The organism is Streptomyces sp. NPDC048523 (genome assembly GCF_043199815.1).
Lineage (GTDB): Bacteria > Actinomycetota > Actinomycetes > Streptomycetales > Streptomycetaceae > Streptomyces.
Map to the genome: position 1 here is coordinate 383,095 of NZ_JBICWQ010000006.1, position 14,559 is coordinate 397,653.

The 14,559-nt window shown below is 70.9% G+C and carries 12 protein-coding genes and 1 pseudogene; 4 read left to right on the plus strand and 9 right to left on the minus strand.

All coding sequences use genetic code 11. The features are described from left to right. Positions 1-16: 16 nt before the first annotated feature. Both ACGFWE_RS31050 and ACGFWE_RS31055 read right to left on the minus strand, forming a co-directional pair. Complete coding sequence (locus ACGFWE_RS31050) at positions 17-781, minus strand: metallophosphoesterase family protein (RefSeq protein ID WP_352388719.1); 765 nt, start codon at positions 779-781, stop codon at positions 17-19. Between the two features lie 65 nt (positions 782-846). Beyond that, positions 847-3,732 (minus strand): FAD-binding and (Fe-S)-binding domain-containing protein, encoded by a 2,886-nt coding sequence (locus ACGFWE_RS31055; protein WP_393603210.1) that lies wholly within the window; start codon positions 3,730-3,732, stop codon positions 847-849. 91 nt (positions 3,733-3,823) lie between these two features. Between ACGFWE_RS31055 and serC the strand changes: the two genes are divergently transcribed. Continuing rightward, positions 3,824-4,942, plus strand: coding sequence for a phosphoserine transaminase (serC, locus tag ACGFWE_RS31060; protein WP_393603212.1), 1,119 nt, complete (start codon positions 3,824-3,826; stop codon positions 4,940-4,942). 70 nt (positions 4,943-5,012) lie between these two features. On the opposite strand, the gene ACGFWE_RS31065 is transcribed toward serC, so the two are convergent. The 3 genes from ACGFWE_RS31065 to ACGFWE_RS31075 all read right to left on the minus strand — a co-directional run bounded on the left by ACGFWE_RS31065 (position 5,013) and on the right by ACGFWE_RS31075 (position 9,394). Beyond that, positions 5,013-6,608, minus strand: a complete 1,596-nt coding sequence (locus ACGFWE_RS31065) for an alpha/beta hydrolase (protein WP_352388725.1) — start codon at positions 6,606-6,608, stop codon at positions 5,013-5,015. Between the two features lie 111 nt (positions 6,609-6,719). Then, complete coding sequence (locus tag ACGFWE_RS31070) at positions 6,720-8,237, minus strand: cellulase family glycosylhydrolase (RefSeq protein ID WP_393603214.1); 1,518 nt, start codon at positions 8,235-8,237, stop codon at positions 6,720-6,722. 164 nt (positions 8,238-8,401) lie between these two features. Then, entirely contained in the window at positions 8,402-9,394 is a 993-nt protein-coding gene (locus ACGFWE_RS31075) for a WD40 repeat domain-containing protein (RefSeq protein ID WP_352388729.1), read from the minus strand. A gap of 451 nt (positions 9,395-9,845) precedes the next feature. Between ACGFWE_RS31075 and ACGFWE_RS31080 the strand changes: the two genes are divergently transcribed. Next, positions 9,846-10,523 carry an SGNH/GDSL hydrolase family protein gene (locus tag ACGFWE_RS31080; RefSeq protein ID WP_393603216.1) on the plus strand — a complete coding sequence of 226 codons (678 nt, stop codon included), beginning with the start codon at positions 9,846-9,848 and terminating at the stop codon, positions 10,521-10,523. A 22-nt stretch (positions 10,524-10,545) separates the two neighbouring features. Here ACGFWE_RS31080 and ACGFWE_RS31085 read toward each other — a convergent pair whose 3' ends face one another. From ACGFWE_RS31085 to ACGFWE_RS31095, 3 genes are read right to left on the minus strand one after another with little or no spacing between them, the layout of a single operon-like run. Then, positions 10,546-11,331 carry an ABC transporter permease gene (locus ACGFWE_RS31085; protein ID WP_393603218.1) on the minus strand — a complete coding sequence of 262 codons (786 nt, stop codon included), beginning with the start codon at positions 11,329-11,331 and terminating at the stop codon, positions 10,546-10,548. Further along, positions 11,328-12,311 carry an ATP-binding cassette domain-containing protein gene (locus ACGFWE_RS31090; protein ID WP_393603220.1) on the minus strand — a complete coding sequence of 328 codons (984 nt, stop codon included), beginning with the start codon at positions 12,309-12,311 and terminating at the stop codon, positions 11,328-11,330. Before ACGFWE_RS31090 ends, ACGFWE_RS31085 begins: the two co-directional genes overlap by 4 nt. Before the next feature lie 29 nt (positions 12,312-12,340). Then, complete coding sequence (locus tag ACGFWE_RS31095; RefSeq protein WP_393603222.1) at positions 12,341-13,006, minus strand: DUF4097 family beta strand repeat-containing protein; 666 nt, start codon at positions 13,004-13,006, stop codon at positions 12,341-12,343. Between the two features lie 222 nt (positions 13,007-13,228). Between ACGFWE_RS31095 and ACGFWE_RS31100 the strand changes: the two genes are divergently transcribed. Next, a complete protein-coding gene (locus ACGFWE_RS31100; protein WP_393603224.1) occupies positions 13,229-13,972 on the plus strand; it encodes a helix-turn-helix domain-containing protein in 744 nt (247 codons plus the stop codon). Here ACGFWE_RS31100 and ACGFWE_RS31105 read toward each other — a convergent pair. Next, a pseudogene (locus ACGFWE_RS31105) lies at positions 13,953-14,060 on the minus strand (helix-turn-helix domain-containing protein); the annotation flags it as partial. The gene ACGFWE_RS31100 and the pseudogene ACGFWE_RS31105 overlap by 20 nt on opposite strands. 130 nt (positions 14,061-14,190) lie before the next feature. Between ACGFWE_RS31105 and ACGFWE_RS31110 the strand changes: the two are divergent. Continuing rightward, entirely contained in the window at positions 14,191-14,316 is a 126-nt protein-coding gene (locus ACGFWE_RS31110) for a hypothetical protein (protein WP_393603494.1), read from the plus strand. Positions 14,317-14,559 lie beyond the last annotated feature (243 nt).

Below are 14,559 nucleotides of genomic sequence, written 5' to 3' on the forward strand. Positions count from 1 at the left end.
AGTATCGCAACGGGGTCTACGAGCCCGCCCTCCCGTCCCGCGCCCCGAACGTCTCCAACGCCTCCGTGTCCGTCGCCCGCGCGTTGAGGTAGTAGTCCGCCCACTCGGCGATCCCCGGCCAGCCGCACTCCGCGACGAGGCGTTCCACGGCCGCCGGGATGTCGTACGGCGTCACCCGCAGGTCGGCGCCGGGGCCGAGCAGGCACCAGTGGGCGCCGGGGCGGCCGTAGGGCATGCCGACGCTGCCGGGGTTCACGACCAGGCGGCCGTGGGCGAGGCGGACGTACGGCATATGGGTGTGGCCGCAGACGATCGTGCGGACGGTGTCGGGGACGTTCCCGAGGACCTCCGTCCAGCGGGCCGGGCGCGAGTCGACCAGGACGATCTCCTCGTCGTCGCGGGGAGTGGCGTGGCAGAAGAGGACCTCGCCGAGGCCGCGGACGGTGAGGGTGCGGGTGGTGGGGAGCGTGGCGAGGAACTCCACGTCTGCTTCGGTGAGTTGAGCGGCGGCGTAGGGGGCGATCGGGTCGGGGATCTCCAGCCGTTCCCCCTTGCGGTATTCGACGAGTTCCCGGTCGGCGTTGCCCGGGATCCACAGCACTCGCTCCCCCTGCGCCCTCAACAGGGCCAGGACTTCGGCTGGTTGGGGACCCGCGGTGATGTCCCCGGTCAGCACGATCCGCTCGGCGGCGGCCACTTCGGGCTCGGTGAGGACGGCTTCCAGGGCGGGCAGGACACCGTGGATGTCGGAGAGGACGGCGACGCGGTCGAAGGTGGGCATGGTGGTGAGTCTCCACCGGGCGGGGCACCGAGCGGGAGGGACTCCGCCGGGGCGGCGCCGCCTGTTCAGGGCTGTCGTGCGAGTCCCTCCGCCAGCACCTCCGCCAGGTGTCTGCCCCGCACTCCCGCCAGTTGTTCCAGCTGCGTACGGCAGGAGAACCCGTCGGCCAACACGCCTGCCGACGGCGGCGCCTGACGTACCGTCGGCAGCAGTTGCTCCTCCGCGCAGGTCCGCGACACCTCGAAGTGGCCTTTCTCGAAGCCGAAGTTGCCCGCGAGTCCACAGCAGCCGCCGCTCAGGTCGCCGGTGAGGCCCGCGGCCTCGCGCAGCCGGCGGTCGGCCGTGTCGCCCAGGACGGCGTGCTGGTGGCAGTGGGTCTGACCGACGACCGGGCGGTTCAGGGCCGGTGGCCGCCAGTCGGGGGCGAGTCGCTCCAGGGCTTCCGCGAAGGTCAGGACGCGGGAGGCGAGGAGGGCGGCCCGCGGATCGTCGTGCAGCAGTTCCGGCAGGTCGGTGCGGAGGGCGGCCGCGCAGCTCGGTTCCAGGACGACGACCGGGACAGAGGTCTCCAGCACCGGCGCCATCAGGTCGAGGGTGCGGCGCAACACCGTACGGGCGCGGTCGAGTTGGCCCGTCGACACGTACGTCAGGCCGCAGCAGACCCGGCCCCGGCCCCGCAGGAGGGACACCGGGTCCAGGGCGACCGTCCTGCCGTCGCCCACCGGCGCCTTCTCCAGGTGGAGGGTGGGCGGCAGCGCCACCCGCAGCCCCGCCGCCTCCAGCACACGTACGGCCGCCTGCCCCACGGACGGCGAGAGGTGCTCGGTGAAGGTGTCCGGCCACAGGATCACCAGGTCACCGGTGTCGCGGGCGTTCCGCCCGAGGGCTTTCCGCCCCTCCCACCACCGGCTGAACGTCTCCCCCGCCAGCCTCGGGATCCGCCGCTCGGGCGCGATCCCGCCCAGCCGCTTGGCGACGGCCGCCAACGGCCGTACGGCGGCAAGGGAGTTGAGCACAGGAGCCAGCCGCAGCCGGTCCACCCGGCGCAGCCACTCCGGCAGCCGGCCCATGCTGTGGTGGGACGCCGGGCGGCGCCGCCCCGCGTAGTGGTGGTGCAGGAACTCCGCCTTGTACGTGGCCATGTCCACCCCGACCGGGCAGTCGGACCGGCAGCCCTTGCAGGACAGGCACAGGTCCAGCGCCTCGCGCACCTCCTCGGACCGCCAGCCGTCGGTGACCACCCCGCCCGCCTCGCCCGCGAGCATCTCGTGCAGCAGCCGGGCACGCCCGCGCGTGGAGTGCGCCTCCTCGCCGGTGGCCCGGAAGGACGGGCACATGACGGCGGACCCGGTCGCCGCTGTCGTACGGCATTTCGCGACCCCGACGCAGCGGCGTACGGCTGCGGAGAAATCACCGCCGTCGTCCGGGTACCCGAAGGCGACGTCGACCGGCTCGCGGGGCAGGACCGAGAAGCGGAGGTTGGTGTCGAGGGGGGCCGGGCGGACCAGCATGCCGGGGTTGAGCAGGTCGTCCGGGTCCCAGAGGGCCTTCGCCCGCTCGAAGAGGGCGATCATCTCGTCGCCGTACATCCGGGGCAGCAGTTCGGCGCGCGCCTGCCCGTCGCCGTGCTCCCCGGACAGTGACCCGCCGTGCGCGACGACCAGGTCGGCGAGTTCCTCGGAGAAGCGGCGGAACCTTCCGATCCCCGCCTGCGTCAGCAGGTCGAAGTCGATGCGGACATGGATGCAGCCGTCGCCGAAGTGGCCGTAGGGCGTTCCGCGCAGACCGTGCGCGCCCAGCAGTCCCCGGAAGTCCCGCAGATACGCGCCGAGCCGCCGCGGCGGCACCGCGCAGTCCTCCCAGCCCGGCCAGGCCTCGCTGCCGTCCGGCATCCGGGTGGCCGTACCGCTGGCGTCCTCGCGGATGCGCCACAGGGCGCGTTGCCCCGCCGGGTCGGTCACCACGAGGGCGTCGAGGACGTCGGCCGCGCGCACGATCTCCTCCGCACGCGCGCGTGCCTCGCCCTCGGAGGAGCCGCCCGTCTCCACGAACAGCCAGGCGCCGCCCCGGGGCAGCGCGGCCGCCGAGGGCACCAGGTCGGCCGCCATGCCCTCCACCGTCAGGGGGCGGTGCACCAGCAGCCCGGCCGCCGCCTCGGCGGCCGCGCCTTCGTCCGCGTACCCGAGGACCGCGAGCGCACGCGCGCGTGGCGCCTCCACGAGCCGGACGACGGCCTCGGTGAGCACGCCGAGGGTGCCCTCGCTGCCGCAGAAGGACCGGGCGACGTCGGCCCGGTGTTCCGGCAGAAGGGCGTCCAGGGCGTACCCGGAGATCCGGCGGGGCAGCTCGGGGAAACCGGTCCGCAGCCGTGCCAGTTCCCCGTCGACCAGCTCCCGCAGCCCCGTCGGCGCCCCGGCCCACTCCGGTCCGAGCCGCAGCCGCTCCCCGCGCGCGGTGACGACGTCGAGCTCGCGCACGCTGTCCGCGGTGGTCCCCCACGCCACCGAGTGCGAGCCGCAGGAGTTGTTGCCGATCATCCCGCCGAGCGTGCACCGGCTGTGGGTGGAGGGGTCGGGGCCGAAGCGGAGCCCGTGCGGGGCGGCGGCGTCCTGGAGCCGGTCGAGCACCAGGCCGGGCTGGACGACCGCGGTACGCGCCCCGGGGTCCAGCGCCAGGATTCGGTTCATGTGCCGGGTGAAGTCCAGCACGACCCCGGTGCCGGTGGCCTGCCCGGCGATGGAGGTACCGCCACCGCGCGGGACGACGGGGACGCCGTGGGTGCGGCAGACCTCCAGCACGGCGGCCACGTCGTCGGCGTCCCGGGGGGCGACGACCCCGAGGGGGACGCGCCGGTAGTTGGACGCGTCCATGGTGACCAGGGCCCGTGAGGTGACGTCGAAAGCGACCTCGCCCCGGACGGCCTTCCGCAGATCGGCCTCAAGATCCGTCATGGCTCCAGCAAACCAGGTGGGCCGACACCACCGCGTCTCACCCGACGGACTACGTTTCGACCAGGTTTCCCCCAGCGGCTACGCTCCCCCCGTGGCTGAGATCCAGATTCCCGCTGACATCAAGCCCGCCGACGGTCGATTCGGCGCGGGCCCCTCCAAGGTGCGGACGGAAGCGCTGGACGCGCTGGCCGCAACCGGTACCTCCCTCCTCGGCACCTCCCACCGCCAGGCTCCGGTCAAGAACCTGGTCGGCAAGGTGCGCGAGGGCATCAGTGAGCTCTTCTCCCTCCCCGAGGGCTACGAGGTCGTCCTCGGCAACGGCGGCTCCACCGCGTTCTGGGACGTCGCGACGCACGGCCTGATCGAGAACAAGTCGCAGCACCTGACCTTCGGCGAGTTCTCGTCGAAGTTCGCGAAGGCGTCCAAGCTGGCCCCCTGGCTGGCCGAGCCGACCGTCATCTCCTCCGAGCCCGGCACGCACCCGGAGCCGCAGGCGGAGGCCGGTGTCGACGCGTACGCCTTCACGCACAACGAGACCTCCACCGGTGTCGCCGCCCCGATCAAGCGGGTGGCCGGCGCGGACGAGGGCGCGCTGGTCCTCGTGGACGCCACCTCCGGCGCCGGCGGCCTCCCGGTCGACATCGCCGAGACGGACGTCTACTACTTCGCCCCGCAGAAGTCCTTCGCCTCCGACGGCGGCCTGTGGATCGGCGTGTTCTCCCCGGCCGCGATCGAGCGCGCCGAGCGGATCCACGCGTCCGGCCGTCACGTCCCGGAGTTCTTCTCGCTGCCGACGGCGATCGACAACTCCCGCAAGAACCAGACGTACAACACCCCGGCCCTCGCCACCCTCTTCCTGCTGAACCAGCAGCTGGAGTGGATCAACGGCCAGGGCGGTCTCGCGTGGTCGACGGCCCGTACGAAGGACTCCTCGACCCGCCTGTACAGCTGGGCGGAGGAGTCCAAGCACGCGACCCCGTTCGTCACCGACCCGGCCAAGCGCTCCCAGGTCATCGGCACGATCGACTTCTCGGACGAGATCGACGCCGCCGCGATCGCCAAGGTGCTGCGCGCCAACGGCATCGTGGACACCGAGCCCTACCGCAAGCTCGGCCGCAACCAGCTGCGCGTGGCGATGTTCCCGGCGATCGACCCGGCGGACGTCGAGGCCCTGACGAAGTGCGTCGACTACGTCATCGAGAAGCTGTAACACCCGCTTCCGCTACGACGACGAAGGGCGCCCGGTGTGCAACCGGGCGCCCTTCTCATGTCCCGCTGGTTCAGCCGCGGAAGCCGAGCAGTCCGTGCAGGGTGTCACCGGCCGGCGTGGCTGCCGACCCGGCCGTGGCCGCCATGGCGGACTTCGTCGTGACCGGCGGCGTGGGGTCGGCGGTCTTCTTGCAGACCGCGTCGGCCGTGCCGTGGCCGCGCGGCACCGTGCCGTCGGTCAGGTACTTCACCAGGTACTTGTCCAGGCAGGCGTTCCCGCCCAGCGTGATGCCGTGGTTTCCGCCGCCCTGCTCGACGACGAGGCTGGAGCGCTTGAGCAGGCGGTGGACGGTGACACCGCCCTGGTAGGGGGTGGCCGCGTCGTTCGTCGCCTGGAAGAGCAGCGCCGGCGGCAGCTTGCCGTTGGCGACGTTCACCGGCTTGAGCGACTTCGTGGGCCAGAACGCGCAGGGCGCGTTGTACCAGGCGTTGCTCCAGGCCATGAACGGGGCCTTCTCGTACACGGCCCAGTTGTCCTTCTGCCACTGGCGCCAGTCGCGCGGCCAGGAGGCGTCACGGCACTGCACCGAGGTGTAGATGCTGTAGCCGTTGTCCCCGGAGGCGTCGATGGCGGCGAAGCTCTGGTACGCCTTGACCAGCGGGGTGGCGTTCTTGTCGTTCACGTACGCGGCGAACGCCTTGGCCAGGTCGGGCCAGTAGCCGTTGTAGTAGCCGCCCGGGATGAAGGTGTCCTCCAGCTCGGCGGCGCCGACCTTGCCGCCCGCGGGCTTCTTGGCCAACTCGGCCTGCATCGCGTACCACTTGGCCTCGATCGCGGCCGGGTCGGTGCCGAGCTTGTACGTGGAGTCGTACTTGGCTATCCACGCCATGAGCGCCTTCTGGCGGGCGTCGAAGGCGTAGTCCTGCGAGATGTTGGCGTCGTACCAGACACCGTGGGGGTCGACGATCGAGTCGAGCACCAGGCGGCGCACGTGGGTCGGGAAGAGCTTGGCGTAGACCTGGCCCAGGTAGGTGCCGTACGAGTAGCCGAAGTAGTTGATCTTCTTGGCGCCGAGGGACTTACGGATCGAGTCCATGTCCTTCACGGCGTTGATCGTGTTGATGTACGGCAGCAGGTCCGCGTACTTGCGGCCGCAGGCGGCGGCGAAGGACTTGGCGCGGTCGAGGTTGGCCTTCTCGATCGCGGGGGTGCTGGGAACGCTGGCGGGGCGCACCGGGTTGAAGTAGCCCGGCTTGCAGTCGAGGGCGGGCTTGCTCGCGCCCACTCCGCGCGGGTCGAAGCCGATGACGTCGTACTGGGCCGCGACCGCCTTGGGCAGGTCGGACGCGACGAATCCGGCGAGCGTCAGACCGCTGCCACCGGGGCCGCCGGGGTTGACCAGCAGCGGGCCCTGGTACTTCTTCGCGGTGTGCGGGACCCGGGACACGGCCAGGGTGATCTTCCGGCCCTGCGGCTTGGCGTAGTCGAGCGGCACCTTCACCGACCCGCACTGGAGGGTCGGGTAGTCCTCCAGGCCGCACTTCTTCCAGGCGACCTTCGCCAGTGCTGCGGTGCTCACGGACGGGCTCGCCTCGGCCGGAAGGGCCGTGAGGGTCCCGGCCAGTACGGCGGTCACGCCGCACAGTACGGCTGCGCTTCTTCTCATGGCCGCATCCTGTCGAAGAACCTCTCGCATGAGAAACACCTGAGCGAAAGATTTGAAACTCCTTTGGGCAGGAGGCACTTGGCCCGCACCAAGCACCTCCGTCCCACGACCTCACGCAGCCGTGCAGCTCACACTCGGCACACCTCCACCTCCCGGCGCTCCCCCGAACCCGAAGCTCGCCGAACCGCCCACCGCGACCGACCCGTTGTGCGAGGCGTTCGTCGCGGTCACGGTCGAGCCGGTCTGGGTGTACGACGCGTTCCACATGGAGCTGACCTTCTGCGAGCCGGGCCAGGTCCAGGTGACCTTCCAGGAGGAGAGAGCCGTCGTACCGGAGTTGGTCACCTTCACCTCGGCGTTGAAGCCGCTGCCCCAGTCGCTGCTGACGGTGTAGGCGGCGGTGCAGGCGGCCGTGTTCCCGCCGGGGTCGCCCGGGTCACCGGGACCGCTCCCGCCGCCCGGGAATCCCGGCGCCTTGACGCTCGCGAGATATCCGTCCTTCACGGTGTCCACGGTCTGCCAGTCGTCCTTCAGGATTCCGCCCGTGTCACCGGAGTTGGGGTTCCAGGACCAGAAGGTCCAGTGGAAGGAGTCGGCGCCGTACGTCGATGTCGGCCGCAGATACGAGACCAGTGCAGCCAGCCACTTCTGGTCCACGGTCGACTGGAGGGTGGTGCCGAACTCGCCCACCCACACCGGGGCGATGTTCTGCTTGAAGATGTAGCCCCAGTACTTGTCCCAGATGCCCGGCATGTTGGCGGGGAAGGACGGGTCGCTGAACCAGCTCTGCTGGGCCACGCTGGTCGCGTAGTCGTGGGCGGAGTACACGACCCGGTTCGCCACGTTCAGCTGCACCGGGTACTGGGCGACACCCATCAGGTTGCCGCCCCACCAGCCGGAGACGCCGTTGAAGGTCTGCACGCCCTCGACGAAGATCAGCAGCTCGGGATTGACGGACAGCACGGCGTTCCCGGCCCGCTGGGCGGCCAGCCGCCAGTCCGTGGCGGTGTCTCCGCAGCCCCAACAGGCGGGATCGTGCGGCTCGTTGTGCAGATCGATGCCTACGACGGTGTCCTGGCCCTTGTACCGCGTCGCGAGGGCCTTGAGGTTGGCGATCCACGTCGACTCCGGGACCGCGGCCGTGTACCAGAGCGCCGACTGGCCGCCGGAGTCCGGGCGGTGCCGGTCGAGGATGACCTTGAGGCCGTCGTGGCCGGCGTACGACACGAGTCTGTCCAGGACACCCAGGGAGTTGAGTCCCTGGAGGTCGGCGTTCTTGCCGCTGGAGAAGTCGATGCTGTTGGGGACCGCCCCCGACTTGAAGATGTCGTCGCTGTACGGGATGCGGAGCGTGTTGTAGCCCAGCGACTTCATCTGGTCGATCATTGACTTGTAGTCGCGGGACCAGAGGCCGTGGACCACGTTGTTGGAGGTCTCGAAGCCGAACCAGTTGATCCCGGCGATCCGGACCGGCTGCCCGGAGGCGTCCAGGATCTGGCGGCCGCTGGTGTGCCAGTAGCCGGCCCCGGCCGCCTCGGCGGCGTCGGCCGTCTGAAGACCAGCGGTCCCCAGCGGTACCAGGAGAGCCGCCGCCACCGCACACAGCGCTCTTCGCAAGCTGCGGAACATGTTCGCTGCTTCCTCTCGGGAGGCGCGGGCCGGAACTCGATGGGAGCGCTCCCATCACCCTGCATCTCCCATGGAAGACAGGTCACATGAACACGTCAAGACGCTGGACATGTTCATGTGCACGGGATGTCACCGGCGCGACGTCGCCGTACGGGCGCGACGGCTCACGAACGCCGGAAGAGCCGCCGGAGCCCGAAGAGGCCGGCGACGGCCACCAGGGCGAGCGCGCCGATCTTGATCGTGCCGTTGGAGTCCCCGCCACCCTCGTTTCCGGAGGCCGAGGAACTCCCGCTTCCCGAGGGGGACTTGGACCCGCCGTCACCGGGCGCGTCCTGTGCCTCGACCTCGCTGTCGGCGCCCTCCATGCCGAGCAGGAGCTTGGTCCCGTCGGGCGAGTAGGAGACGGACTCGCCCTGCCCGAGGGGCACGCTGAGCCGCCCCTTGCGCTTGATGTCGCCGCCGTTCCAGTCGTACCAGATGCCGCCGAAGTAGCCGCGTACGGCGAGCTGTCGGCCGTCGGGCGAGAAGGCGGCGTCGGTGGCCCACAGGTCGACGGCCTTGACGGGCTTGAAGATGTTCGTCCCGGAGGAGGAGAGGGTGGTGGGTCCCTCGTAGAGATGCCCGCCGTCCTCCTGCTTGTCGATGATGTAGACGCGCCCGGTCTTGGGGTGGACGACCATCGACTCGGCGTCGCGTGAGCCGTCGGTGTACTTCACGACGTACTGGGTGCCCTTGACGGACTGGTCCCTGAGGACCTTCGGCTCCGGCAGCTTGTAGATCCACACGTAGGGCCAGGTGACCCCGTCGTTGTCGCCGATGTCCCCGACCCAGATCTCGTTGCCGGGCCCGATGGCGATGGCCTCGACGTCCCGGGGGGTGCCCACGCCGGTCATGGTGATCCTGGCGACGGTCTTGCCGGTGGCGCTGTCGACGGCGTACAGGTACGCGCCGGTGTCCTGGTCGTTGTGGGTCCAGTAGATGCCCGGGTGCTGCCGCGAGGCGGCGAGCCCGCTGGACTCGGTGATCCGGGGGTCGCTGATGGTGAAGCCCTGGTCCCCCTTCCCGCCCCCGTCGGCGGCGGAGGCGGGCACGGCGACGGGCAGGGTGAAGCCGCCCACGAGCAGAATCCCGGCGAGCAGGGCGAAGGGTCGACGCATGCCCCAAGACTGCCATCCCGGCGTTCGGTTGAAGGGGGGTGGGCGGGGGGCGGGGTGGCGTGCGCGGGTGGGAGCGGGTGGGCGGGCGGTGCGGTGGCCGTGGTCGGGGGAAAGGCGGGGGGGCCCGCCCCCCCCCCCCCCCCCCCCCCCCCCCCCCCCCCCCCCCCCCCCCGGGGCGCCCCCCCCCCCCCCCCCCCCGCCGGCGGGGGGGGGGGGGGGGGCGGGGGGGGGGGCAAGGGGGGGGGCCACCGCCCCCCCCCCCCCGACCCAGCCGCCACCGCGTCGCCCGTCCGCGTGGCGGAACCGCACAGCTCGCCGGCGTAACCCCGACCGCGTCACCCGCCGACGTAACCGGGACCGCGCAACCCATCGGCGTCGCCACCGCCGCGCAGCCCGTTCGCGTGGGCGGATTCACATGCCATCGGGACTCGGGATGATCCATCATGAGCGGATGCTCAGATTCATGCCGGTCGGGGACTCGATGACGATCGGGAGTGCGGGTGAGCACACCTGGCGGTACCGGATGTGGCAGCACCTGCGGGACACGTCCGGCGGCCCCTTCACCCTCGTGGGCCCGCGCGAGACGCTGTACGACAAGGCGGCGGACGCCCCGACGTCGTACGAGTACGCCGATCCCGACTTCCCCCGGGCCCACCTGGCCGGCTGGGGCGAGGGCTGGCAGCACATGGTCCCGCTGATCGGCGAGGCGGTACGGGCACACCGTGCGGACGTGCTCCTGGTGTCGCTGGGCCTGATCGACCTCGGCTTCTACACGAACGCGGAACAGACGGCACAGAACGTCCGCGCCTTCGTCGCCGAGGCCCGCCGCGCGAACCCCCGGATCCGGATGGTCGTCCTCCCGGTGATCCCCAACGTCCGGGCGGAGTCGGACGCACCCTTCGCGACGGAGGTCACCCGCTTCAACGAGCTTCTGGCCAAGGCGATCGCGGACCTGGACGAGCCCCGCTCGCCCCTGCTGCCGGCGTCGCCTCCGTCGTCGTACGACATCGACCACGACACCTACGACGGCACCCATCCGAACGCGAGCGGCGAGCACAAGATCGCGTCGGCCTTCGCGGAGGCGATGCACCAGGCGTGGGGCCTGGGCGAGCCCTACGAGGCCGACTGATCCGGTACCGGTGCCCCCACGGTCACTTCGGGTCGGCGTTGAACTTCGCGGTCGACCAGCGGTAGCCGAGCACCGCGAGGCCGAGGCACCAGGCGACGGCGAGCCAGCCGTTGTGGCCGATCTCGGTGCCGAGGAGCAGACCGCGCAGGGTCTCGATGGCCGGGGTGAAGGGCTGGTACTCCGCGATCGGCCGGAACCAGCCCGGCATCGCGTCGACCGGGACGAACGTGCTGGAGATGAGCGGCAGGAAGATCAGCGGCATGGCGTTGTTACTGGCGGCCTCGGCGTTGGGGCTGATCAGGCCCATGCCTACGGCGATCCAGGTCAGCGCCGTGGCGAACAGCACGAGCAGTCCGAAGGCCGCGAGCCACTCCAGGGCGGTGGCGTCGGTGGAGCGGAAGCCGATGGCCACGCCGACCGCGCCGACCAGGACCACGCTGATCACCGACTGGAGCACGCTGCCGACGACGTGCCCGACGAGCACCGAACCTCGGTGGATCGCCATCGTCCGGAAGCGGGCGATGATGCCCTCGGTCATGTCGTTGGAGACGGAGACCGCGGTACCGATCGTGGTGGAGCCGATGGTCATCAGCAGCAGGCCCGGGACGAGGTACGCGATGTAGTCGGAGCGGTCGCCGCCGCCGATGCCCGCGCTCATGGTGTCGCCGAAGATGTAGACGAAGAGCAGCAACAGCATGATCGGCGTGAGCAGCAGGTTCAGCGTGAGGGACGGGTAGCGCCGGGCGTGCAGGAGGTTGCGCCGCAGCATCGTGGACGAGTCGCGCACCGCGAGGGACAGGTTGCTCATCGGACGGTCTCCTTGGGCTGGTCGGTGACGTGGGTGACGTCGGCGCTGTCGGCGCTGTCGGTGCTGTCGGTCAGGGCGAAGAACACGTCGTCCAGGTCGGGGGTGTGCGTGGCCAGTTCGTCGGCCTCGACGCCGGCCGCGTCCAGCCGGTCCAGTACGGCGCGCAGCTCGCGCTGGCTGCCGTCGCTGGGCAGCCGCAGGGTGAGGGCCTCGTCGTCCCGGGTGGCCTCGCCCAGGGCGGAGGCGGCGCCGCGGTAGGCGTCCGGGTCGGTGAAGCGGAGCCGGACGTGCCCGCCGGGAATCATCCGCTTGAGCTCCTCGGCGCTGCCCTCGGCGACGATCTTCCCGTCGTTGAGGACGGCGATGCGGTCGGCGAGCTGGTCGGCCTCCTCCAGGTACTGCGTGGTGAGGAAGACGGTCGTACCGCCGGAGACCAGTTCCCTGATGATCTGCCACATCGTGTGCCGGGAGCGGGGGTCGAGACCGGTGGTCGGTTCGTCGAGGAAGATGATCCGCGGGTCGCCGACCAGGGTCATGGCGATGTCGAGACGGCGCTTCATGCCGCCCGAGTAGGTGGAGGCGGGTTTCTTCGCCGCCGCCACGAGGTCGAAGCGCTCCAGCAGTTCGGCGGTGACCCGCCGGCCCTCGCTCCTGGAGAGGTGGTGCAGGTCGGCCATGAGGAGCATGTTCTCCTCACCGGTGATCAGCCCGTCCACCGCGGAGAACTGCCCGGTGACCCCGATGGAGGCCCGTACCGCCTGGGCCTTCGCGGTGAGGTCGTGGCCGCCGACGCGCGCCTGCCCGGCGTCGGCGGAGATCAGGGTGGAGAGGATCTTGACGACGGTGGTCTTGCCGGCGCCGTTCGGCCCGAGGAGGGCGAAGACCGTGCCGGCCGGCACCTGGATGTCGATGCCGTCGAGGACGGTTTTGTCCCCGTAGGACTTGCGCAGTCCGTGCGCCGCGATGGCCAGGTCGGTCATGGTGGGAGCTCCTTGTCGAGGACTACGGGTCACAGGCCGCGGGCGGTGATGTCGCCGTGGGCGGTGGTGGCGCGGATGGCCAGGGCGGCGTCGGCGCCCTCGGTGTTCTTGAGGGAGTTGTGGACGCGGCCGTGGGAGGTGCCGGCGTCCAGGGAGGCGGAGGCGGCCGTGCCGAGGGTGATGTCGCCCTTGTGCGTGGTCAGTACGACCGTGCCGGTGACCGCCTCGGCGACGGTGATGTCGCCGCGCCGGGTGCTGATCTCACCGGGTCCGGTGAGGCGGCCGACGGTGACATCGCCGTCGGCGACGGTCAGGCGGAGACCGGCCACCTCGTCGATCTTGACCGGGCCGTAGGCGCCCTCGAAGACGACGTCGCCGAGGCGCCCGACAGCCCGGAACCCGGCGGCGGCCGCGGTGGCCTCGACGCGGGAGCCGGCCGGCAGCTGGACGGTGACCTCGACGGAGCCGGAGGGCCCGAAGTACTGGTTCCTGGCGGCCGGGGCGGCGATCCGCAGGACGCCGTCGCGGTAGTCGACCTCGATCTGCTCGGCGGCCTTGGTGTCCCGGCTCCTGTCGGCGTCGACGGGCCGGATCTCGACGGTCGTGTCGGCGCGGTCGGCGGCGATGAGCTGCACGCGTCCGGCGGGGAGGTCGATGACGGTGGTGACGGGGGCGGGGGTGTCGAACTTCTGCATCAGGTGCTCCTGCGTTCGTCGCTGTTTCCGATGAACGAAAAGCTACGTTGCGTTCATAGATCCGGCAACATACTTGTTGCACTCAATCACAATAAGCGCAGGTAGAGTCGGCAATTTCATTGCAACCGCCCTGAAAGCAACGCAACGAGAGCCTGCCTGTCGTTGCAATAGATGGGAAGTGAACGCTATGCTGCGGCGACAGGAGCCACGAAGGAGACCACGATGCCTGGAGGCAGGCTCACCCAGCAGGAACGCCAGCAGATCGCGCTGGGAGTGGCCGACGGCCTCGCCTACGCGGAGATCGCCCGCCGCCTGGAGCGCCCCACCTCGACCATCACCCGCGAGGTCATGCGCAACGGCGGCCCCGCCGCCTACCGCGCCGACCTCGCCCACCGCACCGCCGAACGCCGGGCCCACCGGCGCCGACAGGCCGCGCCCCGGGCGGCGCAGGCCCCCGGGGCGGCCCACGGGCGCGATCCCGAGGCCGTGCGCGAGTACGAGGAGACGTTCACCACCGTCCTCATGCAGTCGGGCGCGCCCAAGATGATGTCGAGGGTGCTGGCCTGCCTCTGCACCAGCGACGGCGGCAGCCTGACCGCCGCCGAACTCGTCCAGCGCCTCCAGGTCAGCCCGGCGTCCATCTCCAAGGCCATCAGCTACCTCGAGGGCCAGGGCCTGGTCCGCCGGGAGCGCGACGACCGGCGCCGTGAGCGCTATGTCGTCGACGACGACGTCTGGTACCAGTCCATGATCGCCAGCGCCCGCGGCACGCTTCAGGTCGCCGAGGTCGCCCGCCAGGGCGTGGGCGTCCTCGGCCCGGGCACCCCGGCCGCCGCCCGCCTGGAGAACATCGCCCGCTTCCTCGACTTCGTCTCCGAGAGCCTCACCCGCGCCGCGGACCAGGCCCGCGAGGTCCTCCACACCAAACCGGAGGCGCCCTCGGACAGCCGTTCTCCAGGTGACTGATCTTGGGTTGGGAGACCATGAGTCGTTCGGCCGCTTCGCTGCTCTTCAGCCCACCGGCCAGGCGGAGCCGGCGGAGCTCGGCTCCCAGACGACGTCTTCTGACGGTGGGGTGGGAACTGCTGGGTTTTGACTGAGCACGGGTGTGTTCTGGTGTGACTGAGTGTGGAAGTTCGTCCGTCGAATGTGCGACCTCTGCGCGTTGAGCTCATTGGGGTGTGATGAGCGGATTTTCGAGGGTCTCGGGGGTGGCGGTCCGTACGAGGCTCAAGCAGCTCACGCCCGCCGATGAGAAGGTGCTCGCGCTGGTCGGCGCGCACCTCGGTCCCTCGCCTCCCGGGACCTGAAAGTGCGGTGCGGGCAGGGCCTGGAGCCTTCCGGCGGGGCGGACCCGGGCGTCACGGTGACGGCAGTGCCGATGTGTCCCACACGCTGATCTCCACCGCACCGTCGCTGCTCTCCAGATCCAGCAGACAAGGCCGGGCGCGTACCTGTGTGCGCTGGCCACCAGCTCGCTGACCGGCCGTACGCACATGCCGGTAGTGGCCGGGGCGCGGTGAAGCCGCCCTCCGGACGTAAGCGGGCCTGTC

Excerpts from the sequence above, each read along its gene's own strand:
- ACGFWE_RS31050 (WP_352388719.1), bottom strand. The coding sequence starts at position 781 with ATGCCCACCTTCGACCGCGTCGCCGTCCTCTCCGACATCCACGGTGTC.
- ACGFWE_RS31055 (WP_393603210.1), bottom strand. The coding sequence starts at position 3,732 with ATGACGGATCTTGAGGCCGATCTGCGGAAGGCCGTCCGGGGCGAGGTC.
- ACGFWE_RS31065 (WP_352388725.1), bottom strand. The coding sequence starts at position 6,608 with ATGAGAAGAAGCGCAGCCGTACTGTGCGGCGTGACCGCCGTACTGGCC.
- ACGFWE_RS31070 (WP_393603214.1), bottom strand. The coding sequence starts at position 8,237 with ATGTTCCGCAGCTTGCGAAGAGCGCTGTGTGCGGTGGCGGCGGCTCTC.
- ACGFWE_RS31075 (WP_352388729.1), bottom strand. The coding sequence starts at position 9,394 with ATGCGTCGACCCTTCGCCCTGCTCGCCGGGATTCTGCTCGTGGGCGGC.
- ACGFWE_RS31080 (WP_393603216.1), top strand. The coding sequence starts at position 9,846 with ATGCTCAGATTCATGCCGGTCGGGGACTCGATGACGATCGGGAGTGCG.
- ACGFWE_RS31085 (WP_393603218.1), bottom strand. The coding sequence starts at position 11,331 with ATGAGCAACCTGTCCCTCGCGGTGCGCGACTCGTCCACGATGCTGCGG.
- ACGFWE_RS31090 (WP_393603220.1), bottom strand. The coding sequence starts at position 12,311 with ATGACCGACCTGGCCATCGCGGCGCACGGACTGCGCAAGTCCTACGGG.
- ACGFWE_RS31095 (WP_393603222.1), bottom strand. The coding sequence starts at position 13,006 with ATGCAGAAGTTCGACACCCCCGCCCCCGTCACCACCGTCATCGACCTC.
- ACGFWE_RS31100 (WP_393603224.1), top strand. The coding sequence starts at position 13,229 with ATGCCTGGAGGCAGGCTCACCCAGCAGGAACGCCAGCAGATCGCGCTG.
- ACGFWE_RS31110 (WP_393603494.1), top strand. The coding sequence starts at position 14,191 with ATGAGCGGATTTTCGAGGGTCTCGGGGGTGGCGGTCCGTACGAGGCTC.